19 protein-coding genes and 2 pseudogenes are annotated in these 24,344 nt (G+C 39.4%); 17 read left to right on the top strand and 4 right to left on the bottom strand.

Translation table 11 applies throughout. The features are described 5' to 3' along the window. Nucleotides 1-74 precede the first annotated feature (74 nt). The 15 genes from C1S74_RS09725 (at nucleotide 75) to C1S74_RS09655 (ending at nucleotide 16,084) form a co-directional block, all read left to right on the top strand. On the top strand, nucleotides 75-1,070 hold the full coding sequence (locus tag C1S74_RS09725; RefSeq protein ID WP_045399351.1) for a Wzz/FepE/Etk N-terminal domain-containing protein: 996 nt from the start codon (nucleotides 75-77) through the stop codon (nucleotides 1,068-1,070). 189 nt (nucleotides 1,071-1,259) lie between these two features. Continuing rightward, nucleotides 1,260-2,333: a dTDP-glucose 4,6-dehydratase gene (rfbB, locus tag C1S74_RS09720; RefSeq protein WP_045399349.1), complete on the top strand. Its 1,074-nt coding sequence runs from the start codon at nucleotides 1,260-1,262 to the stop codon at nucleotides 2,331-2,333. A gap of 87 nt (nucleotides 2,334-2,420) precedes the next feature. Then, nucleotides 2,421-3,296: a glucose-1-phosphate thymidylyltransferase RfbA gene (gene rfbA, locus C1S74_RS09715; RefSeq protein WP_045399347.1), complete on the top strand. Its 876-nt coding sequence runs from the start codon at nucleotides 2,421-2,423 to the stop codon at nucleotides 3,294-3,296. 3 nt (nucleotides 3,297-3,299) lie between these two features. Beyond that, a complete protein-coding gene (locus C1S74_RS09710; RefSeq protein ID WP_045399344.1) occupies nucleotides 3,300-4,742 on the top strand; it encodes a lipopolysaccharide biosynthesis protein in 1,443 nt (480 codons plus the stop codon). A gap of 1 nt (nucleotide 4,743) precedes the next feature. Then, complete coding sequence (locus C1S74_RS09705) at nucleotides 4,744-5,862, top strand: DegT/DnrJ/EryC1/StrS family aminotransferase (protein ID WP_045399341.1); 1,119 nt, start codon at nucleotides 4,744-4,746, stop codon at nucleotides 5,860-5,862. Beyond that, a complete protein-coding gene (locus tag C1S74_RS09700) occupies nucleotides 5,840-6,292 on the top strand; it encodes a GNAT family N-acetyltransferase (RefSeq protein WP_052437300.1) in 453 nt (150 codons plus the stop codon). The genes C1S74_RS09705 and C1S74_RS09700 overlap by 23 nt, the downstream gene beginning before the upstream one ends. Next, a complete protein-coding gene (locus C1S74_RS09695; protein WP_045399339.1) occupies nucleotides 6,289-7,191 on the top strand; it encodes a 1-aminocyclopropane-1-carboxylate deaminase/D-cysteine desulfhydrase in 903 nt (300 codons plus the stop codon). Before C1S74_RS09700 ends, C1S74_RS09695 begins: the two co-directional genes overlap by 4 nt. Before the next feature lie 3 nt (nucleotides 7,192-7,194). Beyond that, nucleotides 7,195-8,202 carry an ATP-grasp domain-containing protein gene (locus C1S74_RS09690; protein WP_045399336.1) on the top strand — a complete coding sequence of 336 codons (1,008 nt, stop codon included), beginning with the start codon at nucleotides 7,195-7,197 and terminating at the stop codon, nucleotides 8,200-8,202. Then, nucleotides 8,199-9,263 (top strand): TDP-N-acetylfucosamine:lipid II N-acetylfucosaminyltransferase family protein, encoded by a 1,065-nt coding sequence (locus tag C1S74_RS09685; RefSeq protein WP_045399335.1) that lies wholly within the window; start codon nucleotides 8,199-8,201, stop codon nucleotides 9,261-9,263. Before C1S74_RS09690 ends, C1S74_RS09685 begins: the two co-directional genes overlap by 4 nt. Continuing rightward, entirely contained in the window at nucleotides 9,247-10,368 is a 1,122-nt protein-coding gene (locus C1S74_RS09680) for a hypothetical protein (protein WP_045399332.1), read from the top strand. Before C1S74_RS09685 ends, C1S74_RS09680 begins: the two co-directional genes overlap by 17 nt. 34 nt (nucleotides 10,369-10,402) lie before the next feature. Then, nucleotides 10,403-11,287, top strand: a complete 885-nt coding sequence (locus C1S74_RS09675) for a glycosyltransferase family 2 protein (RefSeq protein ID WP_045399331.1) — start codon at nucleotides 10,403-10,405, stop codon at nucleotides 11,285-11,287. A gap of 53 nt (nucleotides 11,288-11,340) precedes the next feature. Then, nucleotides 11,341-12,360: an ATP-grasp domain-containing protein gene (locus tag C1S74_RS09670; RefSeq protein ID WP_045399328.1), complete on the top strand. Its 1,020-nt coding sequence runs from the start codon at nucleotides 11,341-11,343 to the stop codon at nucleotides 12,358-12,360. Further along, a complete protein-coding gene (locus C1S74_RS09665) occupies nucleotides 12,357-13,451 on the top strand; it encodes a CapA family protein (RefSeq protein WP_045399325.1) in 1,095 nt (364 codons plus the stop codon). Before C1S74_RS09670 ends, C1S74_RS09665 begins: the two co-directional genes overlap by 4 nt. A gap of 9 nt (nucleotides 13,452-13,460) precedes the next feature. Beyond that, the gene (locus tag C1S74_RS09660; RefSeq protein ID WP_045399323.1) at nucleotides 13,461-14,276 is read left to right on the top strand and encodes a glycosyltransferase; all 816 of its coding nucleotides are present in this window, start codon (nucleotides 13,461-13,463) and stop codon (nucleotides 14,274-14,276) included. Between the two features lie 47 nt (nucleotides 14,277-14,323). Next, nucleotides 14,324-16,084 carry an acyltransferase family protein gene (locus tag C1S74_RS09655; protein ID WP_045399321.1) on the top strand — a complete coding sequence of 587 codons (1,761 nt, stop codon included), beginning with the start codon at nucleotides 14,324-14,326 and terminating at the stop codon, nucleotides 16,082-16,084. 406 nt (nucleotides 16,085-16,490) lie between these two features. Here C1S74_RS09655 and wecA read toward each other — a convergent pair. Beyond that, a pseudogene (wecA, locus tag C1S74_RS09650) lies at nucleotides 16,491-17,574 on the bottom strand (UDP-N-acetylglucosamine--undecaprenyl-phosphate N-acetylglucosaminephosphotransferase). A gap of 401 nt (nucleotides 17,575-17,975) precedes the next feature. Next, nucleotides 17,976-19,308: pseudogene (locus C1S74_RS09645) on the bottom strand (MBL fold metallo-hydrolase RNA specificity domain-containing protein). A 239-nt stretch (nucleotides 19,309-19,547) separates the two neighbouring features. Here C1S74_RS09645 and C1S74_RS09640 point away from each other — a divergent pair. Continuing rightward, on the top strand, nucleotides 19,548-20,714 hold the full coding sequence (locus C1S74_RS09640) for a nucleotide sugar dehydrogenase (protein WP_045399316.1): 1,167 nt from the start codon (nucleotides 19,548-19,550) through the stop codon (nucleotides 20,712-20,714). Nucleotides 20,715-20,779: 65 nt separating this feature from the next. Continuing rightward, nucleotides 20,780-21,784 carry an NAD-dependent epimerase gene (locus C1S74_RS09635; RefSeq protein WP_045399313.1) on the top strand — a complete coding sequence of 335 codons (1,005 nt, stop codon included), beginning with the start codon at nucleotides 20,780-20,782 and terminating at the stop codon, nucleotides 21,782-21,784. A gap of 33 nt (nucleotides 21,785-21,817) precedes the next feature. Here C1S74_RS09635 and C1S74_RS09630 read toward each other — a convergent pair whose 3' ends face one another. Both C1S74_RS09630 and tpiA read right to left on the bottom strand, forming a co-directional pair. Continuing rightward, on the bottom strand, nucleotides 21,818-23,167 hold the full coding sequence (locus C1S74_RS09630; protein ID WP_045399310.1) for an MBL fold metallo-hydrolase RNA specificity domain-containing protein: 1,350 nt from the start codon (nucleotides 23,165-23,167) through the stop codon (nucleotides 21,818-21,820). Between the two features lie 384 nt (nucleotides 23,168-23,551). Further along, the gene (gene tpiA, locus C1S74_RS09625) at nucleotides 23,552-24,322 is read right to left on the bottom strand and encodes a triose-phosphate isomerase (protein ID WP_038864880.1); all 771 of its coding nucleotides are present in this window, start codon (nucleotides 24,320-24,322) and stop codon (nucleotides 23,552-23,554) included. Between the last annotated feature and the right edge of the window lie 22 nt (nucleotides 24,323-24,344).

Here is a 24,344-nt window from a genome sequence, read left to right as displayed (position 1 = left end):
CGTGGTGGCTGATATCAATTTTACCAATCTCTGAATTTCACATAACGAATCTCAGAGCTTAGGATTAAAGACCAATGGAACCACAAAAAGAACCCAATCCAAACTACCTACCATATCCACCCCAATCGCGACCTACAGACGATGAAATCGACTTGCGTGAACTTTTCAAAGCATTGTGGAAAGGCAAGTGGATAATCATCGTAACCACATTTGTCTTTGCCGTCGGCGCGGTACTCTACGCACTAAGTTTGCCTAATATCTATAAATCAGATGCGTTGCTTGCCCCTGCAGAAAGCTCAAATGGTGGTGGTCTTTCAAAAATGGCAGGTCAGTTAGGTGGTCTTGCGGCACTAGCAGGTGTTAACTTGAGTGCAGGTGAATCTTCTCAAACAGATTTAGCCGTTCAGGTAATGAAGTCTCGACAGTTTGTAGAAGCATTCATCAACAAGCATGATTTACTTGTGCCACTAATGGCGGCAAAAGATTGGGACTTAGCAAATGACAAACTCATTTTAGATGAAGATCTCTATAACCCAACTACCGGTGAGTGGTTGCGTGAACCTGATGGTCTACGTGGTGCTACACCAACCGCACAAGAAGCATTTAAGGTCTTTAATAAAAACATTTTGAACGTTAATCAAGATAAAGAAAGTGGCTTGTATACTGTTTCTGTTAAGCACTATTCGCCCTACCTTGCGCAACAATGGGTCAATTGGTTAATTGAAGACATCAATAAAGTGATGCGTGAACGTACGATTGCAGAAACCTCACAAAACTTAGCATATTTGAACGCTCAGTTACAAAAGACTGCTGTGGCAGATATGCAGAGTACATTTTACAAACTGATAGAAGAGCAAACCAAAAGCTTGATGCTAGCAGAGGTACAAGAAGAGTTTATCTTCAAGGTAGTAGACCCAGCTGTAGTGCCTGAACTAAAAGATGGGCCGAAACGCGCGCTGATTTGTGTGCTAGGCACATTACTTGGTGGGATGTTGGGTGTAGCAATTGTGCTAATACACTTTGCGTTTCGAAAAGAAGAAGATAATAAGGACCTAGGACCTAGGACCTAGGCTTTTGCATTACCTATTGGGGTGGTTTTAAAAAAGTAAGCAAAATCTTGGTTTTATACGGGCGGGATGGGCGAAATTTTACTGTCTCAAAATGAGTGAAAAATGTCTCAGATGGGGTTGGATGTCTGAGATGGGAATGGAAGTTTTGAAGCACTTTATGTGGTGTTTCCCAACGTTGGAAAGGTAAAAATGAAAATACTCGTGACAGGCGGGGCGGGCTTTATTGGCTCAGCGGTCGTGCGCCACATCATCGAAAATACATCAGACAGTGTGGTAAATGTAGATTGCTTAACCTACGCCGGCAACCTTGAGTCTTTAGTTTCGGTAGAATCAAACGATCGTTACGCATTTGAGCAAGTGAACATTTGTGACCGTGCTGAATTGAACCGCGTATTTGAAACTCACAAGCCTGGTGCTGTGATGCATCTAGCCGCAGAGTCTCACGTTGATCGATCAATCACCGGCCCTGCAGCTTTTATTGAAACGAACGTTGTTGGCACGTACACCCTTCTAGAAGCAACGCGTGAATATTGGAATACACTGGATGAAATGGCAAAATCTGCTTTCCGTTTTCATCACATCTCAACCGATGAAGTTTATGGTGACTTGCTGCACCCGGATGAAGTGAGCTCTGACTCAGAGCTTCCACTGTTTTTGGAAACCACCCCCTACGCACCATCAAGCCCTTACTCAGCATCTAAAGCATCGAGTGATCACTTAGTACGTTCATGGTTGCGCACTTATGGTTTGCCGACGATCGTGACCAACTGCTCGAATAATTATGGTCCTTATCACTTCCCTGAAAAGCTGATTCCACTTGTTATTCTGAATGCGCTTGAGGGAAAAGATTTGCCTATTTACGGCAAAGGCGATCAAATTCGTGACTGGCTATTTGTCGAAGATCACGCGCGAGCACTATATAAAGTAGTAACCGAAGGTAAGATTGGTCAGACATACAATATCGGTGGCCATAACGAGAAGAAAAACATCGAAGTGGTGAACACCATTTGTGACATCTTGGACACGCTGGTGCCAAAAGACGCCAAGTACGCAGCACAAATCACGTACGTGCAAGATCGCCCAGGCCATGATCGCCGTTATGCGATTGATTCAAGTAAAATGCAGCGTGAATTAGGTTGGACGCCAGAAGAAACCTTCGAGACTGGCCTTAAGAAAACCGTTCAATGGTATCTAGATAACCAACAGTGGTGTCAAAACGTCCAAGACGGCAGCTACCAACGCGAACGTTTAGGTATTAACTGATAGCATTCTCTCTTCTGCAAACATTTGAGGTTCTAGATCGTAGGTTTTCCTAGGATCTAGGTCCTACCAACTTAGGATCTATTTATAATGAAAGGTATTGTTCTTGCAGGTGGTTCTGGCACACGTCTTTACCCCATTACCCAGGGCATTTCAAAGCAGTTGCTTCCCGTTTACGATAAACCAATGATTTATTACCCGCTGTCAGTACTAATGCTTGCGGGAATTCGCGATATCCTAATTATCACGACGCCAGAAGACCAAGACAGCTTTAAACGCCTACTTGGTGATGGCTCTGCTTTTGGTATTGAGCTTCAATATGCGATTCAACCGAGTCCCGATGGCCTTGCGCAGGCTTTTGTTATTGGAGAATCGTTCATTGGACAAGATTCGGTTTGCTTAGTATTGGGGGACAATATTTTTTGGGGGCCTAATTTTACCCCGAAATTAAAAAGTGCGGTTGAAAATGCCAAGAAAGGGAAAGGAGCGACGGTATTTGGTTACCAAGTAAAAGATCCTGAGCGTTTTGGTGTGGTTGAGTTTGATGAGAATAGAAAGGCGATCTCTATTGAGGAAAAACCACCTCAACCGAAAAGCCACTATGCCGTGACAGGACTCTATTTCTATGACAACCAGGTAGTTGAGTTAGCCAAGGAAGTTAAACCCTCAGACAGAGGGGAGCTAGAGATCACCACATTAAATGAAATGTATCTTAATAAAGGCAAACTTAACGTGGAAATGCTTGGTCGAGGGTACGCTTGGCTAGATACAGGTACACATGAAAGTTTGCTTGAAGCAGCTCAATTTGTGGAAACGATAGAAAAGCGCCAAGGTTATAAAATTGCGTGCATAGAAGAGATAGCCTATCACCAGAACTGGTTGAGCCGTACAGAAGTAGAAGCAAAGGCCAAGTTGATGAGCAAAAATGACTACGGAAAGTACTTATCAGCCTTATTGAAAGATTAATCGATGTCTAGCTTAAAACAGAAAGTCACGAAGGGGCTGAAATGGAGTGCAATTGAACGTTTAACGACACAACTAGTTCAGCTATTGGTGATGTTAATGCTCGCGCGTTTACTTGGCCCGACCGCATTCGGCTTAATAGGGATACTTGCCGTATTTATTGCAATTAGTCAGGTGTTTGTTGATAGTGGCATGAGCTCTGCGCTTATTCGTAAGCTTGACAGAACCGAGCATGACTTCGCAACAGCATTCTATTTCAATATTGCTATTTCATTATTATGTTATGCATTGCTCTATGCTTGCGCGCCAATGATTGCCACGTTTTATGAGCAACCTGAACTCAATCCACTAATGAAGTGGATTGGACTTGTCGTGATCATCAACGCCTTTACTGTCATCCCTAGGGCAAAACTGACGATAGAAATGGATTTTAAGACGCAAGCCAAAGCGTCTGTATTGGCTGTTTTAACTAGCAGTATCGTTGGCCTCTCAATGGCATATCATGGGTTTGGGGTTTGGTCTCTCGTGGCCCAGACGCTTACATTTGCCTTCGCGAACGCCGTCCTTATAAACCTAATTTATCGTTGGCGGCCAACACTCGGACCTTCACTCAAATCATTTAATGAGCTATTTGGCTTTGGATCCAAACTTCTAGTGTCGGGACTGATTGATAGTATTTATCAGAATATTTACCAGTTAATCATTGGTAAGCAGTTTAATGCGATTGATGTAGGGCACTTCACTCAGGCCAATCAATTAACGAAAGTGCCGGCTCAAACATTTACAGCAATCATTCAACGGGTTACCTACCCGATGCTCAGTGGAATGCAAGAGCAGCCGGGAAAACTTAATGCCGCATACTTACTAACCTTGCGTTTAGCGGCTGTTGTTGTCTTCCCACTATTAATGGGGCTAGCGCTACTGGCCGACACGCTATTACCAATGATATTAGGTGAAGTTTGGAAACCCGCTGCCATATTAGTGACTATATTAGCCTTTGGTCTAATACTCTATCCAATACATGCCATTAACTTGAATTATCTCCAAGTAAAAGGGCGTTCCGACTTATTTTTAAAACTAGAGATTATTAAAAAACTTATTACAACCGCAATATTATTCATTACAGTCCCCCTAGGGGTTACTGCTATTTGTATTGGTGTTGTGGTGCAGTCTCATCTTTCTCTAATAATAAACACCTATTATAACGGGAAATTAGGCAAGCTTACGTTGATTTCTCAACTCAGAGGATTGCTCCCCATTTGGTTACTTAGCTTTTCTGTATGCATACTAAGCAGAATGATTGCTGAAATCGTTGCAGTAAATAGTATAGTCATAACTTTATTAACACTTTTTATTGCAATTCCATTATATATTCTGAGTGTGAAAGTATTTCAAAATGATTTATATCAACATGTACTTTCGGCTCTTTTAAAGAAAAAAAACAGATAATATGACGAAAATAACGGTAACTTCTCCTCTACTTCCGCCATTAGATGAATTGACCCCCTATCTTGAAGATATTTGGTCTAGAAAATGGTTAACGAACAATGGCCATTATCATCAGGAATTAGAGAAAGCACTTTGTGAATACCTTGATGTTCCATTTATTAGCTTGTTTTCTAATGGTACGCTCGCACTAGTAACGGCTTTGCAGGCGCTGGATCTAAAAGGGGAAGTGATCACGACGCCTTACAGTTTTGTTGCAACAAGCCATGCAATCATGTTGAACAACCTAACACCAGTCTTTGTAGATATTGATCCAAATACCTTTAATATTGACCCAGCACAAATCGAATCGGCGATAACCGAGAATACGTGTGCGATCTTACCTGTGCATGTTTATGGCAACCCATGTGATCATCAAGCTATTCAGAGTATTGCGGATAAGCACAACTTAAAAGTGGTCTACGACGCGGCTCATGCATTTGGCGTAAGAAAGAATGAAGAGTCAATCTTGAATTTTGGTGACATGTCGATTTTGAGTTTTCATGCTACCAAAGCCTACTCAACCATTGAGGGCGGGGCCATCGTTTGCCATACCCAAGAAATGAAAGATAAACTGGATAGGCTGAAGAACTTTGGATTTGAATCTGAGACGCAAATCTCGCTCCTAGGGACAAATGCCAAAATGAACGAGATACAAGCAGCTTTTGGTTTGGCAACGTTAAAGCATATTGATGAAGCGCTTGCCAAGCGTAAAGAGGTCGCAGAGTTTTACGAGCGACGCTTGGCGTCTATAGATGGCATCAGCACATTTGCAGCGGAGTCGGATGTAGAGTTAAATCACTCGTACTTCCCAATCCTCATTGATGAGGAAGTGTTAGGTGTGAATCGTGATGAATTATTTGATGCTCTCAAGGAGAATGGAATTTTAGCGAGGAAATACTTTTATCCACTCATTACAGATTTCAAAGCATATAGTAGATTTAAGAGAGAGTTCCCTTCCTCAAAAGAAATTTCCAACAGCATAATATGCTTACCTATACATGCGGATCTAACTCAGTTAGATTTGGATTTTATTATTAATGTTATTACGTGTGACAGTAATGCTAATAAGCAAGATAAATAGCAAAGAAATCTCTGAATTAGAAGGTTTTCTTCATAAGATCGATAAGGACTTTGAGCCAAGCTTATCGTCTCGCGTTGATATTGGAAGCTATGCTCAAAAGTTAATAGATAGCGCAATAATTTTCAAAGCAAGTAAAGGTTCAAAGACGGTTGGTCTAGTTGCTTGCTATGCAAATGATCCAGATAAAATAAACGCCTATATTCCTCTCATTGCTGTTGAACGTGAGCTTCATGGATATGGTATCGGAAGCATGCTATTAACACAGCTAATTTCTGAACTAGAAATGAATAGTTTCAAGGGATTGTCTTTAACCGTAAGAAAGTCTTCTGATGCACTTCATTTATATAAAAAATTTGGTTTCAAAATAGATTCAGAGTTTCAATACGAAAACTCTGAAATTATTGGGTTGAACATGGTGAAGAAAATATGACTAATACTACGCCAATTCATAAAGTCACATCCAGAAAACTAGATATGGTTTATGTGAAAAGGGATGATTTATACCCTATCACTGGAGGCGGCAATAAAGGAAGAAAGGCCAAATACATTTTAGAAAAGTGTACTTCAGATGGATGTAATGCAGTCGTAACTTGTGGTGGAATTCAATCCAATCATGCTCGGGCAACGGCGATTCGATGCAAAGAATTAGGGTTGGAATGCTCGATAGTTATTCATGCCGAGTCTAAAGAAAAATCATCAGGAAATTTGAAGCTATTAGAGCTTCTTGGTGTTCGAATAGTCTACTGTGAAATGAAAGATGTAGCTGCTGTTATGGACGCTGAAATGCTTCGCTGGTCTTCGCTAGGCTACTCTCCGTTTTACATATGGGGGGGAGGGCATTGTTATGAAGGAACGCTAGCCTATTTTGATGCAGTTAAAGAGTTAAAAGAACAGACGAATATCCAATTTGAAGCAGTATTCGTTGCTAGCGGTACGGGAGCAACACAGGCCGGACTACATTGCGGCTTCAAGCACTACTTTCCTGACGCCCAAGTTTATGGCATTAGTGTTGCTCGAGAAAAACAACGCGGTTATGAAGCGGTAAAAAAATCAGTTGCTGAGTTTATTGGGTATAAAAACCTTGATATCAGTTATCTTGATGATATCAACTTTGATGATTCCGCTAACTGTGGCGGTTACGAACAAACGAATGCTGAGTTGCTGAGTCTAATTGAGTCTGTCGCCACAAGCTCAGGAATCATTCTTGACCCTACCTATACAGGGAAAGCTTGGTTAGGTATGGAAAACTATATTAAAAATCAGGTTGTAAGGTCAGATGCAAAAATTTTATTTTGGCATACTGGTGGATTACTAAATTTAATGGCTTAATGAATGAATATACTGTTAACTTCCGTAGGTCGAAGAACCTATTTAGTCAATTATTTTAAAGATGCATTGAAGCCTCATAACGGTCAGGTTTTCGCTGCCAATAGCATAGAGACTTATGCTTTGAAGCAAGCGGATGGTTTTACTATAACCCCCCCAATATACTCAGAAGGTTATATCGATTACTTGATCAACTATTGTCTTAAACACGATATTCAAACTATTATTTCATTATTTGATATCGACTTACCAATATTATCTAAGCACAAGTATGAATTCGAAAAGAATGGTATCCGTGTAGTTGTCTCTGATGAGTCCGTCATTGAAATATGTAATGATAAATGGAAGACATATCAATTTTTAATCAGCCACAATATTGCGACACCTAAGACATATCTTTCGCTAAAAGACGCTCATGATGATATCGAGAATTTATCGTTTCCGCTGATTGTAAAGCCTCGCTGGGGTATGGGGTCAATTGGTATTTACAAAGCGGATGATATGGACGAGCTAAACATATTTTACAAAAAAGTGATGAATGAGATTAAATTATCATATCTGAAATATGAATCTGAGAGTGATATTGAGCAATCGGTTCTTATACAACAATGTATTTCTGGGGCTGAGTATGGCATCGAAGTTGTTAATGATCTTGATAAGAATTACGTTACAGCTTTGTGTAAGAAAAAGCTTGCTATGCGATCTGGGGAAACGGATCAAGCGATAACATTGGATGAGCCAAAACTTAGAGATATCGGACAAGACTTGGCGAACAAGCTCCGGCATATTGCGGTACTCGATACGGATTGTTTGGAACAAGATGGTCAATTTTATGTATTGGAGATGAATGCCCGTTTTGGTGGTCAATATCCATTCTCACACCTAGCGGGAGCAGATATACCCAAGCAAATTGTAGAATGGCTATTGGGAATGAAGACTGATATGAGCAATGTGATTATCTCTGACAATGTTCTATGCGGGAAAGAAATTAATCCAGTGGTTGTAAATAAATGAAAATAATTCATTTTTGCCCTAACGACAAGTTTATAAAATATTCTGTCGAAAAGTTTAATGCATCAAAAGAATCGATAAGTGACTTTTATATTGTTGAGAATGGAAAAGGAAAGACAGTATTAGGAAAAAATATTCATTACGTAACAAAACTTGAGTTAATTAAACTTGTTATTTTTTCAAAAATAAAAGGTGATGTGGCAATATTCCATAGTTTGCCTAACCTTTTTTGTATGATCGTTTTATTACTAAGAAAAATAAAAACTAAAGTATGGATAGGTTGGGGTTACGATTATTACCGTCACTGGGGGAAGGATATATATATTGACTATAAGGTGAAAAATAGTAGTAAAAATAAAATTATCGAATTATGTATAAAGTTTCTTAATCCATATAAGAGGTTTGACTATTTTTCTCCTGTTTTGAAAAGTGAATTTGACATATTCAAAGCAATACTAAATGCAAGGTTTAAGTATGTCGACTGGCATTATGGAAGTCAAAAGACAATAATAAAAAACAATACAGATTTGGTTGAAAAAGAGCTTGGGTCAAATGTTATGGTTGGTAACTCACTGGACCCTTCCAATAATCACTATGATGTATTAAAACGAATAGACTCAAATCGAGAAAATATTATTCTTCCAATTTCTTATGGTGGAAGTAAGAGTTACAAATCTTGGTTGTTTAACAAACTTAGGGAACATGATTGCGAAACACAGAAGCTAGAAGAATTCTTGGATTCAAGCCAGTATTTACATATTCTAGCGAGTTGTAATGTATTAGTGCTTAATCATATTCGTCAACAAGGTGTTGGAAATGTTGCTCTAGCACTTTCTTTAGGAATAACAGTTTATCTTAACAAAAGTAGCCCATTATACCTAGAGTTAAGAAGTAAAGGGTTCTATATTTTCGAAACAGATAGTATAAGCAATGAAAGTGACTTGCTTAGATTAAGTTACAACGAAATAGAACGTAATAAAGAATTATCAATACAGCACTTTTATTGCGAAGTAGAAGATACAAAACGGTTGATTGAGATGGTGAAAAATGAAAAGGTTGTCTAATGAAATGACAACGTTTCTATCGGTTGTCATTGTTCTGTTATCTTCTTTTAGAATCACTGCACCTCTTGCCATATACGTCATTTCATTTGCTCTACCTATTTCATTAATAGCATTTATGGCGATTTATAATCGAGTTATTGCAATAAAACCAATTTTGTTAGCTTCATTTATATCTATTGCTTTTATTTTTAATGGTTTCTCTAACTCATTTCCATTTGGTAACTCAGGATATATTCATTATGAGATGTACATATTTATATTTATAAACATTATGGCGTTTGGTTTGCATGCATCGCTATTGAGAAATAAACTGGATGTTGACTACTTTGATAAACTGACTAAATGGTTGATTCTAGCTCACGCTTCATTGTTTATATTGCAAAACCTACTTTGGTATATACTATCATATAAATTAGATTTTGGGTTGTTATTAGGAGGAGTTGAAGGGCGCTCATCATTTTATGGTGCATATAGACCAACCGGGGTTTTTGCCGAGCCTTCAATTTACTCTGGATATATGTCTTTATTTGTTAGTTTTCGTTATGTACTTGCCAAGCGAACGGATTGGGTATTTTATATTGGCTTGCTTACTATTCCGTTGAGCTTGTCAACTTACGCAGTTCTTTCCTTTGTAGTTCTAGTTATACTGTTTTTTAGTAAAGTTAACGTTAGATCTGCATTGATAAGTATCATATTGGTGTTAGTTAGTGGATATTATTTTTACGAATCTTTGATAGACCGATATGATTTATTTTTATCTGGTGAGGATGGAAGCAATAATACCAAGCTATACGTCATCAGCAAGTGGTATAGCGATGATTTGTACTTCACAGGCTTTGGTGTGATTAAGAAAGTTCTATATGATGGCGCTATGGATGGTTTTGGTGATATATCATTGTATATAAATTTGCCAATGTTATTAGGTGTACCAATCGGTTTAATTGCTACTACATTATTTGTTGTAATGATTGTCAGAAAAAGTATATCGATTAGAGATAAATTAATATTACTATTTTGCTTTGTTAAAATATCTGGTTTTGCGTCACCAGCTTTTTGGGCATTGACATTTTTGTTGTCTTTTTCAAAAAGGTTGTTGAAAATTTAAAGTGCAATTTTATTATTTAATTATAGGTTAGTTAATGTATTCAGTAGTCGTAACAACTAAAGATAGACCAACTTACTTACTACGATGCCTAGAAAGTATAGCGTACTCATCTATACTTCCTTATGACGTTGTTGTTATTAATGATGGTGGAGAAAAGCTTGATGCATCAATCTACTCATCATTAAATATTAATCTTACAATTGTTAATCATGATGATTCCAAAGGGGCAAATTATTGCAGAAACCTTGGGGTGTCCTTATCTAAGGAAGAGATCATTTTCTTTCTGGATGACGACGATGCAGTGATTAGTGATTCATTTGAAAGTCGGTTGATGAAGTTTCAAGAGTCACCTAACGTTGGCCTCGTTTATACTGGTATTCAAATAGTCAAGAGCAACGAGTTGGGCATAGTAACACGTACCGTAATGCCAAAAACTGTCGAATGCTATGAACATGATTTACTGGCGGTCGGAAACATCGTTGGTTCTACTTCGAGAGTTGGAGTTAAAAAATCATTTTTTTACCAGGTCGAAGGGTTTGACGAATCTTTGGCCTGTATGCAAGATTACGACCTTTGGATTCGAATGGCTTCTGTCTGTGAGTTTCGTCATGACAATAAGTGCGGTGTTTTATATACAATCCATGAAAATGGTCAACAAGTGAGTTCTCAATACAATAAATACTTAGTTGCGGGTAACTATCTGTTGGCTAAACACGATAAGCGCTTTAATAAACACAAGGCATCTAGAAAGTTTTTATCGCGTCTTTACTATAAGGTTGCATCCTCAGCAGCACCTTCCTCTTTACTCACAAAATTGCAGTTTGCAGCAAAGTCGTTTTTTGTTAATCCCAATATGAAATCATTGGTTTTGATATTTGTTCCATTTTTCATTTTACGAAAAACAATGTCAATAATTTAGAACCTAACAAGTTAATAGGTATCGAATCACATCATATATTGAGGTAAATTAGCTTGATTAATAAAATTATATATTTGGTGACAAATTATTCAGGAAAGATTCCACAAAAGCTTCATGAGACAGTAAGCCTTGATATCGAAAGGTTATCAGAATTCCTGCAAGGTGCATTTTCAGAAGCGAGGGTTATATCGCTTGACGATTTAGCTAATGAACTCACATCTAATACGATTGAGGTAGAATCAGTTATATTTTTCTTTTGTTCTTCACAAATTGAACAGTATAAGAGCGCAGTATTTGATGTTGCGTTTGAAGTGTATAGGCGAGGAGGTATTCTCGTTCCTGGCATTGATAGTTATTTGGCTCACGAGAACAAATATTTTCAAGAAATGTATAAATCGAGGACTGGTATTGCAACACCTAGCGCAAAGCTCTTGTCTACGTCAAATAGTAATAGCACATCCAGTTTGCCTGCTGTGATCAAGCCATATTCTGGATTTGGAAGCCAAGGTGTTAAACTTGCAAAATCTAAATCTGAGCTTAAAAGCGCAATACATAGAAATATGTCTAGCTATGTTTTTGAAAAAATTAACGTTAGAGAGATTGCTAAAAGAGTAATCAAATACTTTGTTAAGTTTCCTAGTGAGTACCCCGATAAAATCGGTCGTGTTGTTATTCAGGACTTCATCCCAAACCTAAAACATGATTGGAAGGTATTAGTTTTCGGAGACAGAGCATTCGCCCTGAAAAGGTTTACTCGTGACAATGATTTTCGAGCGTCTGGCTCAGGAAACTTTGACTACTCTTCTTCAGCAAGTGAAGGGCTTATTGAGTTCGCTTTTAAAACCAGAAAGTCTCTTTGTGTCCCTTTTGTATCACTCGACGTTGCAGAATCCACAGAGGGTTTTAGTATCATTGAATATCAAACTATACATTTTGGATTAGCAACTGCAATGAATGCTCAAAAATTCTATTCTTTGAATAACGGAAATATTACTATAACTGACTGTCAAGGTGCTGATGTTGAACAGCTTTATGCAAAGTCAATTATAGATTTTATATTTGGTGAACTATGAAAATAATTTTTGTCGGTGATATTTGCACAGATACTTACTCAAAGAATGATTTGGAAAAATTTAAGAATACTAAACTATATCATTTCCTTAATGATTATGAAGGGAAAGTGATAGGTAACCTAGAGGCGCCTCTGTTATCAGAGGTTATTCGAGAAAATAAAAATAAATACTCTTTGATTAATCAATCTAATTTATTTGACTTCTACAGTTTTTGTGATTACTTCAATCTCGCTAATAATCACATACTAGATCAGGGTAAGGAAGGTTTAGATGAAACTATTGAAAGTCTAGTTAATCGTAATAAAAAGTTCTTCGGCGCTGGAGGTAACTTACATCAATCAAGAGAACCACAGATAATAGAGAACAACGGTAAAAGGGTTGGAGTTTTAAGTTACTGTTGTATATCGTCTAACTCTGAATCTTATGCTAACAACTCTACAGGAGGACCATCTCCTTTAATTTACGAGTATGTCAAAGAAGACATTGAAGGTATAAGGCATTTGGTTGACCATATTGTTGTCTTGCCCCATTGGGGAAAGGAAAATGAATTTTTCCCAACGTATGATCAAGCTTCGATAGCAAGAAAAATCATTGAACTTGGTGCTGATGTTATAATAGGAGCTCATACACACACTATTCAAGCTTTTGAAACTTATAAAGATAAGTTGATTTACTATTCTTTGGGTAATTTCTTATTTAATAATTTTATGGTTAACGATATCGATAAGTATTATCAAGGCAAATATAACAAAGAAGGACTACTTGTCGAGCTAGACTTTTCACATGATAAAGTTGTAGCACGAGAGCATTATGTGAAACTCGATGATAATATGATTCCTGAGTTCGTTGATCTTAAGGATTTGAGTACACCAGTACTTAGTAATAATGACTACACAGCTCGTGCTCTCAGTGATTTTGAGTTTGAAAAACTAGAGTCGAACCTAAATTTGTCTCTTAAGTTTAATGGCCAGTCAATGCAGGTTATTAACGAAAGCCCTTTAATTGGACAATCTTATAAACCAAGAATCGAAAGCTTGAGAGTTAAGATTAAACGATACATGATTTATTTTATAAAGAAAGCTCTTAGGTAGTTGATAAAGATGAAAGTTGCGGTAGCAATGTCAGTATATAAAACTGATAAATTGTGTTTTTTACAACAGGCAGTACAAAGTATCTTATCACAAACGTATACTAATGTTGATTTGTACGTCGAAGTCGATGGCCCTGTAAGCGATGACGTGAGGGAATACTTATCATTATATCATGATGAGCCAAATGTTTTTGTTAATTTCAACGAAAATAATTTGGGGCTAGCATTTAGGCTTAACCAGATTATTGATAAGGTTTTAAAAACGCAAGATTATAGCTTTGTAGCTAGAATGGATGCTGATGATATTTCTTTCCCGACACGCTTTGAGAAACAAGTAGAATTTCTTAACTCGAATGTTGAAATTTCAATTGTTGGTTCGGATGTGATTGAGTTTTCTGAAGATGGAACCGTTGACTTTTATAAGAAGATGCCGAGTGAACACAACTCTCTAGTCAATAACATAGTGAAGCGTTGTCCATTTAATCACCCTTCAGTCATGTTTAGAATAGATGTGTTTGAAGGGCATAATCTTAAATATAAAGATGAATTACAAAACACTCAGGATTATTATTTGTGGGTTGATGCTATAAGATCTGGGCTCAAACTTGCTAATATTAACGAACCATTGCTTAAATTTCGGATTGATGAAAAGTTTCATTCTCGACGAGGTGTTAAGAAAGCAAAGAATGACTTTAATGCAAGGATTTATGCGATTAGAGAGTTGGGATTAATGTCTATAACTAATTACTTATTTAGCTTTTTGTTGTTCGCATTGAGATTATCACCTGTGATGGTTAAAAAATGGGTTTACTCTAAGTTTCGCTAAAACTATATAAATATTTTCTCTCTTTAGTGGTTATTAAGAGTTTTACTGTGATTAATAGAAATATTCAAATTCTCAGAGGAGTATCGGTACTCCTTGTTCTCCTATTTCATTTGGATATCGAAGCTTTTAAGTTTGGATATTTAGGTGTGGATATCTTTTTTCTGATATCTGGATTTTTGATGCCGTTAATTTTACCAAAGTATGACGCATTAGGCTTTATTCAGGCCCGTATCAAGCGACTTCTACCAGCCATGTCGGCGGTGGTTATTACATCGCTAATATTGGGCTACTTGTTGTTACTGCCAGGAGAATATTATAATCTGGCGTTATCATCCTTAAGTTCTTTATTTTTCTCGAGTCAATTTTATTTTATCTTTAATACTGGCTATTTTGATCAAGATTCTATATACCAACCTCTTTTGCATACCTGGTCACTAGGTAATGAGTTTCTTGCTTATATCTTGGTGTTCTTAGCATTGCTTGTATTGCCAAGAGAAAAAGTGAAACTATTCTCGATAGTAGTTACTATTTTTTCTTTAGCATATTTGTTGTGGTCGTTAACATTTTTCTCGATAAACTATTTGGATCCTATCCCTAGACTGTTTTTATTCTTTCTTTCTTTCACGATATCTCTTGAAAGAAAAAGAATTATGTGTTCGGATAAAGGGTTACTATTGGTCTCTATAGTATCTTTACTTCTCGTTTATTACTTTTACTGGGATGATATAGAACAAAAAATTTGGCCAAACTATGCCATCATTCTGTTGCCTTTTATAGTAATTCCTCTGATTTTGATGAAATCGGATATAACACCATTTAATGTAGTTAACTCATTGCTTCTTAGGCTTGGGGATTGGAGTTACTCGATATATATTTGGCACTGGCCAATAATAGCTTTCGAACGTATTTATCTTAGAAATGCCCATTTGGGTTTTTTTGAGTCTATAGTTCTACTTATTACTAGTATTTTTGTTGGAACTATTTCATATTATTTTCTTGAGAAAAGGCGTACAGTCGGTAATATATGTTCAGTCTTCTCTGTCATTGTAGTATTTGCTATTGTAATTACAAATGGTGCCTCATATCGCACCCCTGAAACATTATCCAACTATGCATCGGTTGAAGTGATGACGGACAGTGAGTATTTTTTGTCGCAAGAAATCTATCAGGATATTAAGGTTTTCACTATCTCTCGTGGCGTCGAAGAAGGGGCTACGCTAATCGTCGGTGATAGCCATTCTCGTCATATTCTTCCAATTTATAAGTCTGGTAATAAGGGCACGATATACCGAGTGTCTTTACAACCAGACGTATTGAATGAAAGATGGAGTTCATTTCAAAGCTTAGCTAAGTACCTTGACATTAATAAAATAGTTTTTGCTTATCGCTTACACAGAAAAAACATTGACGATGTCGAGTATTTGGTTAGCAATGTAAACAAACTTCTTCTTTCTAGTGATTATGATATTGATTTTTTAAGGGATATCCCGTCATTTGATGGTGATCCAGTTGCATGCTTGTTCTCTATCGAGTCTGATCTTATGTTTAAGGGATGTGGTTTTGATATAAGACTTGGGCTACCAGTAGATAAAGTGTTTAATCGAGCAGATCTTGTTTGGAAAGAGGTTGTCCGTAAGGCAAGCTCAGAAATTAATTTGATTGATACGCATCAACGCTTGTGTGATAAAGCGCGATGTTTGACTGAGATAAATAACGAATTTATTTTACGGGACAGTAATCATTTTAACGAAAAAATGTCAAACGAGACTAATTATCAACTTTATCATATGTTTTTTGATCCTAATTAGATTGTGTAAGTTCGATGATAGAAAAGTGAGCTTTATTTAAAGTGTTATCACAGCATAATGAGCTTTTCGATTAAGAGTGCCAGTTAGGTAGCGCGGCTGGCATTTTTATTTTGCGTTTTTCTAAATAAGATCAACAAATCGATTGGTCAGTCTTTCAGTTGTATAGAAGAGCCGAGACTGGCAACTAGTTGTCGCTCATTGTATGAAACAATTCTTAATTTAGAAAGTTTAGATTTTAAAAGGTTGTTTCGTCCGTAAACCAAGTAACTCTCGCTGAACCAAAACCCTCATGTTACTTGGGGATGCTAGAAAGGGAGCGCTCCTGAGAACGGGTATCTAAGTGATTTCATTTGTAGGATTAACTGGACACAACCACTCGAGAGTTGTCAGGTCTAGTTACTTGAATTTAGGACGCACTAGATCCTTGCTCTTTGGCGCTTTTATTAAATTTGCTACGCAGAAAGCTTGTGATGCGCCAAACGTAGGCAAGTAAGATTGCATAACCAAAGAAACAAGTAATAAACAAACCGAACATGACTACTTCAGGGACGTTGGTGGTTTCCCCGTAAATACCAAAAGAAGCGAATGCTAACGCAATGGTACATATCGCGACTAAGGTTTGTCTTGGCCCTAGCCCTAAACGCTGGAAAATATGGTGTAAGTGTTCTCGATCCGGCTTAAATGGTGAGTCTCCGCGTCGTACTCGACGGATCATGATCGCTGTCATGTCCATTAAAGGTAGAGCAATTAACCATAATGCAGTGACTGGGCGCATTAGCGGTTCAGTTTGTTCCCTCTGGCTAACACCAAGCAATAACCAAATCACGGTAAAGCCAATCATCATGCTCCCCGCATCCCCCATAAAAACCTTTCGTTCTCGGCCTAAAATCCCTAAATTCATAAAAATGTAAGGTAGCATCGCTACGATAATCACGATGCATAGGTACGCGGCTCCGTGTTGGCTATCCACTTGCAACAAATAAGCTAACGCGCCAAGGGTGACAATGGACAAGCCACCAAGCAAGCCATCAATGCCATCCACCATATTAAATGCATTGATAGCGCCAATGACTGCAAAAATGGTAATAATGGTGCCGAGCCAACCAAGAGATATCTGGCCTAAGCCGAACATATCTCCAAGGCTATGTAGCTCAATGCCTGCGACTTTCATCATCACAATAGAAAGCAGAGCTTGAACACCCATGCGGATTTTAAAACTAAGATCGACCTTATCGTCAATGGCACCGATAACAGTCAAGGTACAAATACACAATAGGTATAACCAACTGTGTTCAATCGTATCAGGTTTAAATGTTAGGTACTGTGCGAGAACTAAACAGATTGAAATGCCGCCAACTAACGGCACAGCACCATCATGAAGTTTCCTCGCATTCGGTTTATCGACCAAACCGATTTTTTTTTGCAACTTTACGCATTAAGAAAAGCGTGGCAAAAGAAGAAAAGAAGATAAAACTAAGCTCTAGAAACATAAACTGCCAACAAATTAATTTTAGTTATAACGCGATGATTCTAGCCTAAATGCAACCATTCCAAAAGATCGGATTTGTAACACGGCTGTGAGTCGTTACGCTATTCTCATCATATAGTTGAAAGCTATCTTACTCAGACGGTATTTCTCGTGCTAAAGTCAGCGCCAATAGTGATGAAATAGACTGCAAGAATATTCGCTCTCGATGCGTTGAAAGTAGTAACTTATCAGTGTGTGGTTATAAGATTCCTAGTCTCGCTAACGCTCGCTAGAAAGACGATGTTCAATGGTAATTTGAAACGGCAGCGTTAAAATTCCGTATCTCGCAACTACCACCAAAGCCCTTGAAAACCGATGAACTACCAACAAACTCCCTCTAGGCCCCAGAAACCTAAAACGCTATCAATCAATAACCTTATCCCCACTCTGCTCAATCAACTCCCGCTTCGCACTGTTTTCTCCATGAATCAAGTGCACGGCTTTCGGTTTGTTATGCCTAAAATACAACGCAGCAAATCCGCTCGGCCTGCATGGCCCGAGTAACCAGACATGGTGTGTACTTGAGCATTCTCTAGAATACGCTGTTCATCAATGGATATCGCTGGGTCTCTTTGCTTAATCGCTCGCCCTAATGTCTTTTGCTTGATAGCCTGCAAACAGCACATCATTTTTTCGTCGGGTAATAGCGCTTCTAAATAGTTAACAATGCGGCCGCCCTCACACATGCCAGATGCCGCAACGACAATAGCAGGTTCATCCGTTGAGGCAAGGCGGTTCACTAACGCTTGATGTTCTCGGTACTTATCCACCGTAATGCATTGCTCAAGTGAGAGGGTGGCGTTGATGATGCAGTTTGTTTTTTGCCTCTGTGCTCCAGAGCTTTTTAAAGTGTCGATAGGTTTTGGTGACTTGCTTAGCGAGGAGAGAGTCTAAAATGATAGCTAGAGAGGAGTGCAAGTCACACTGGTGAATCAACTGTTCGATATCAAAAAGCAGTTCTTGAGTTCTCCCAACGCTGAACGTAGGAATAAGGAGCACACTATCGTCTTTAAGTGCATGATCAATAATATAGTTTAAGCGTGGAGTACGTGTAGAAACATTATCATGTTGTTTGTTCCCATAAGTGGATTTACTAAACAAATAGTCGGCTTGTTTTGGTGATTTATGATCGGGCAGTAATGGTGTATTACTAGGGCCAAGATCCCCTGAGAAGGCAATCACTTCACTATTGGGCAGTTTGAACTCCACACATGCAGAACTAAGAATATGGCTAGCAGGTTGAAAGCGCAAATAGTGCTGTTTACCTAAGGGCAGCCATTGTTGGTCGTTGCAGGGCTTGAGTTGTTCTTTGATAACATTGAGTACCTTTTGATGCTGAAGGTAATTGAGCCCAAGTTGCAGTTTTAGTCCATCTTCCAACATTAACGGTACTAACTCAGCTGTTGCCTTGGTGCAATAGATAGGGCTTTTAAAGCTAGTAGCAAGCAACCAAGGCAAGCGCCCAATATGGTCAATATGCGCATGGGTCGATACTAGGGCTTTCACCTGTCTTATTGAGAACTCAATATTCAGTGAAGCATCACGCCCACCAAACTGAATATCCTTTCCTTGGAAAAGCCGACAACCAACCAAAATACTTCCGAGAGAAAGCTTTAGCATCATGGCAAGATCCCGTCTCAGTATGTTTACCACCGTGATGGATAACACTAGCAAGGTCGAATATGATGGTTGTCATTGTGTCTCTCTGTTTAGATTTTATGCTAATGCAAATCATAATACCTTGAAAGCGACCAACGTCGTCACTTCATCAGAATGCGAAGCGCCCCGTATTCGGTATTCCAAAGTATCTCTAATTACATAATGAAATGCACAAGCTTCCAACATGTTCCACCTAGGATTTAGGCCCTAACAACCCTATGACCTTTATCCCAAATTCTGATATTCTTTAGCAAAAATAAAATGAAGGATTAATCCATGAAAATCGCAGTTGCGGGGACCGGCTATGTTGGGCTTTCTAACGCTATGTTGTTAGCTCAAAATCATGAAGTGGTTGCTGTAGACATCATTGAAGAAAAAGTGGAAATGTTAAACAATAAGCAATCACCTATTGTGGATGCTGAAATTGAACACTTTCTTGCGACGAAAACACTAAATTTTGTTGCTACCTTAGATAAAGCACAAGCATACCAAGATGCTGAATATGTGGTGATTGCAACCCCTACGGATTACGACCCGCAAACCAACTATTTTAATACTTCTTCAGTTGAGGCGGTCATTAAAGATGTGATGGCAATCAACCCAGACGCGGTAATGGTAATTAAATCCACTGTGCCTGTGGGTTATACCGCGCGTATAAAAGAGGAATTGAACTGTGAGAACGTCATTTTTTCTCCAGAGTTCCTTCGTGAAGGTAAAGCGCTCTATGATAACTTGCATCCATCTCGTATTATCGTAGGTGAGCGTAGCGAGCGTGCAGAGATGTTTGCCGGTTTGCTAGTTGAAGGCGCAGTAAAAGAAGATATTCAAGTGCTCTTTACTGACTCAACAGAGGCGGAAGCCGTTAAGCTATTTTCTAACACTTACCTTGCTATGCGTGTCGCGTACTTCAACGAACTAGACTCTTACGCGGAAGCGCACGGTTTGGATGCTCGCCAGATCATTGAAGGTGTGGGGTTAGACCCTCGTATTGGTAATCACTACAATAACCCATCATTTGGTTACGGTGGTTACTGTCTTCCAAAAGACACCAAGCAGTTGCTTGCGAACTACCAAGAAGTGCCAAATAACATCATTGGTGCGATTGTGGATGCAAACCGCACTCGTAAAGATTTCATCGCAGACTCGATTATTAGCCGCCAACCAAAAGTTGTAGGTGTATATCGTCTGATTATGAAGGCTGGCTCTGACAATTTCCGTGCCTCTTCTATTCAGGGCATTATGAAGCGCATCAAAGCTAAAGGTATTGAGGTTGTGGTATACGAGCCGGTACTTCAAGAAGAAGAATTTTTCCACTCACGTGTAATCAAAGATCTCGCTGAATTTAAGCAAGAAGCAGATGTGATAGTCTCTAACCGTATGGTGGAAGAACTTGCTGATGTTGCTGAGAAGGTATATACACGAGATCTTTTTGGTAGTGATTGATAAGAATTTAATCCTGTAAGCCAGTCGTTATTGACTGGCTTTTTCTTTCATTAGGACTTTAGAATATGAAATATTTGGTGACTGGTGCTGCAGGTTTTATTGGCAGCGCAACAGCAGAAAAGCTTAATGCAGCAGGTCATGAAGTTGTTGGTATCGATAATCTAAATGATTATTACGATGTAAGCTTAAAACACGCTCGACTTGCTCGAATTGAAAATCCATTGTTTAAGTTTGTTAATGTGGACATCGCAGATCGTACGGCGATGGAGCAGTTGTTCGCGACGGAGAAATTTGAACGCGTTATTCATTTGGCGGCACAAGCTGGAGTTCGTTACTCATTAGAGAACCCACATGCTTATGCGGATTCAAACTTAGTCGGTCATTTGAATATCCTTGAAGGCTGTCGTCAAAACAAAGTGAGCCACTTGGTTTACGCTTCTTCGAGCTCAGTTTACGGTCTGAATGCAAAGGTGCCGTTTGCGACTTCTGATAGTGTTGATCACCCTGTATCATTATACGCTGCGACGAAGAAGTCTAATGAGTTAATGGCTCATAGCTATTCTCATCTATATGATATTCCAACAACAGGTCTACGTTTCTTTACCGTTTATGGTTCTTGGGGTAGGCCTGATATGGCACCATTTATTTTTACTAAGAAAATCCTTGACGGTGACACCATTGACATCAACAACAATGGCGATATGTGGCGTGACTTCACTCATGTCGACGACATTGTTGAAGGTGTGATTCGTATTGCGGATGTACTTCCAACTCGCAATGACAACTGGACGGTAGAGGACGGTACTCCGGCAAGCAGTTCTGCGCCTTACTCTGTTTACAACATTGGTCACGGCTCTCCAATCAATCTTATGGGTTTTGTCAAAGCCATTGAAGATGAACTTGGTATTGAAGCAAAGAAAAACTTCCGCGAAATGCAACCTGGGGATGTTTATCAAACCTATGCCGATACAGAAGATCTATTTGCTGCAATAGGTTACAAGCCACAGGTAACGGTCAAAGAAGGCGTTGCTGAGTTTGTGTCTTGGTATAAAGATTTTTACAACAAATAAATACCCAACGAGGCGAAAGCCTCGTTTTTGTTATTAATAAACCACCTCAACCCCTTCCTCCTCAATTATCTTCCCCAACTCTTGTTTTGCTTCTTTCTCTCCATGTATCAAATGCACGGTTTTTGGTTGTTTCGGAACTCCAGTAACAAACTTCAATAAATCGCTTTGGTCTGCGTGCGCAGAATATCCAGAGATGGTATGGATCTGTGCGTTGGCTTCGATTGGTTGGTTATCAATATCCACCGTGTGGCTGCCTGATTGGATTTCTCGACCTAAGGTTCCTTGAGCCTGATAACCTGCGAACAGCACATCATTTCTCTCGTCCGGTAAGAGTGCTTTTAAGTAATTGACGATTCTTCCGCCTTCGCACATACCGGATGCTGCGACGACAATTGCAGGTTCATCGGTGGAGGCTAGTCGATTCACTAGTGCTTGATGCTCTCTATGGCTTTCCACAGTAATGCATTGTTCAAAGGCGAGGGGATGACGATGATTGTTGAGCTTTTGCTTCGCTTCTTTCCCCCACAACTTTTTGAAACGGCGGTAGGTCTTAGTGACTCTTTTGGCGAGTGGTGAGTCTAGGATAATTGGCAAAGAAGACGACAAGTCACGTTGGTGAATCAGTTGTTCAATATCGAATAACAGTTCCTGCGTACGTCCTACGCTGAAAGCGGGGATCAGAATAACGCCGCCATCTTGTAGTGCATGATCGATAATGGTGTTCAAGCGCTCAGTTCGAGTGGCAATGTCTTCATGCTCTTTGTCACCGTATGTGGATTCGATGAACAAATAGTCGGCACGCTTTGGCGGTTTCGGATCGGGTAAGAGCGGGGTATTGGGTGGACCTAGATCGCCGGAAAACACGATGATTTCATTATTGGGGAGTTTGAATTCTACGTAAGCGGAACCAAGAATGTGCCCCGCAGGTTGAAAGCGCAGATAACATTGTTTACCAAGTGGTAGCCATTGTTGGTAGTCATTGGGTCTTAGCTGTTTTTTAATGACATTGAGGACTTGTTGGCGCTGATGGTAGTTCAAACCCAGTTGCAGCTTTAATCCATCTTCTAGCATGAGCGGTACCAGCTCGGCTGTTGCTTTGGTGCAGTAAATGGGGCCTTTAAATCCAGCAGCAAGTAACCAAGGTAGGCGTCCAATGTGGTCGATGTGAGCATGAGTCAGGACTAATGCTTTGATGTGCTTAACGGGAAATTCAATATCCAATGATGCTTTGCGATTGCCAAAATGGATGTCTTTGCCTTGAAAGAGTCCGCAATCGATCAAGACGCTACCGCTAGGCAGTTTCAATTCATGACAAGAGCCCGTGACGGTATGTTTTCCGCCATGGTGAATCACATTGGCGATGTCTGATATTGGTGTTGTCATGTCGATTGCTCCTCCTTGAACAAGCATAGATAGATACTATATCCAGAGGGCAGGGTAAGCGAATAGAGTTGGTTGGATGGAATTGAGTGGGAATAACCGGAAGTGCGATTAGGTTCTTTGTTTTGATGTAAGTCGTTTTTCGTTGTTCTGGGTTTGACACATGTGGTGAGTAGATTCCTGATGTCGCTTAGGCTCTTCGGAATGACGGGATTCTCGTGGGATATGTCTGTTGTTTTGCTGGTTTGATTTCGTCGCGTGTGGTGAGTAGATTCCTGATGTCACTTAAGCTCTTTGGAATAACAGAATTCACCGAGTAGATCGTAAGCAAACAAAAAGGGATGCGTGATGCATCCCTTCGTTATTTCTGCTTAATAAAAAGCGAAATTAAGCTTTAGCTGCTGCCGCTGCTTTAGCGATAGCTACGAAGCTCTTAGCGTCTAGAGAAGCGCCGCCAACTAGAGCACCGTCGATGTCTGGTTGTGAGAAGTAAGCTTCAGCATTTTCTGGTTTAACAGAACCGCCGTATTGGATGATTACTTGTGCTGCAACTGCTTCGTCTTTCGCTGCGATTAGTGCGCGGATAGAAGCGTGGATGCGTTGTGCATCTTCAGCTGTTGCTGCTTTACCTGTACCGATAGCCCAGATTGGTTCGTAAGCGATGATTGCGCCGTTTAGAGCTTCAACACCGTAAGTGTCGATAACTGCGTTGATTTGACGTGCACATACTGCTTCAGTTTCGCCAGCTTCGTTTTGAGCTTCAGATTCACCGATACAGAAAACAGGTGTTAGACCGTTTTCTTTTAGGAAGTTGAATTTCTTCGCGATGAACTCGTCAGATTCGTTGTGGTATTCACGACGCTCTGAGTGACCGATGATGATGTGAGAAGCACCGAAGTCTTTCAGCATTTCTGGAGACATGTCGCCAGTGAAAGCACCGCTGTTGTTTAGGTCAGTGTTTTGTGCGCCTAGGATAACTTTGTTATCACCTTCTGCGATTACACACTCTGCTAGACCGATGTAAAGAGCTGGTGGAGCTACTGCTACGTCAACACCTTCAACGCCCTCAAGTTCAGCATTAATACCAGCTAGCAGCTCAGTTACCATTGCTTTGCTACCGTTTAGTTTCCAGTTACCCATCACTACAGGACGACGCATAGGAATATCTCCCTTATCTTTA

The sequence above is a fragment of the Vibrio hyugaensis genome (assembly GCF_002906655.1).
Classification (GTDB): Bacteria; Pseudomonadota; Gammaproteobacteria; order Enterobacterales; family Vibrionaceae; genus Vibrio; species Vibrio hyugaensis.
Note: the sequence above shows the minus strand (reverse complement) of the source record. Positions and strands in the feature narration are given on the sequence as shown.